At 60.5% G+C, this 542-nt stretch carries 1 protein-coding gene; it reads left to right on the forward strand.

All coding sequences use genetic code 11. The features are described from left to right. Positions 1 to 542, forward strand: a 542-nt coding sequence (locus tag AC5L36_RS45390) for a UDP binding domain-containing protein (protein WP_494910003.1), incomplete at both ends; no start/stop codon positions are given.

Consider the following 542-nt stretch of genomic DNA (forward strand, 5'->3'; position numbering starts at 1 on the left):
ACCGACCAGATCGTGCCGCTGGAGCCCGAAGAGGCGGAGCTGGCGAAGCTGTTCACGAACACGTGGCGGTATATCAAGTTCGCGACGGCCAACCAGTTTTGGATGATGGCCAACGATTTCGGGCTCGACTTTGCGCGGATCCGGCATGCGATCACGTTTGATTACCCGCGGGCGGCGGATTTGCCGATGCCGGGGTTCGCGGCGGGTCCGTGTTTGTTCAAGGACACGATGCAGTTGGCGGCGTTCAACCGGAACAACTTCGTGTTGGGTCACTCGGCGATGCTGATCAACGAGGGTTTGCCGTTGTATCTGGTGTCGCGGTTGGAGGACAGTTACGACCTGTCGTCGATGACGGTGGGCATTTTGGGGATGGCGTTCAAGGGTGGCAGCGACGATCCGCGTGAGTCCCTCGCCTACAAGCTGCGCAAGATCTTGTCGTTGAAGGCGCGCGAGACGTTGTGCACCGATCCGCACATCAAGGACGAGCGCTTCGTATCGCTCGACGAGGTGCTGGCCAAGGCCGACCTGCTCGTCATCGCCTG

It is taken from the genome of Phytohabitans sp. LZ39 (assembly GCF_059359075.1).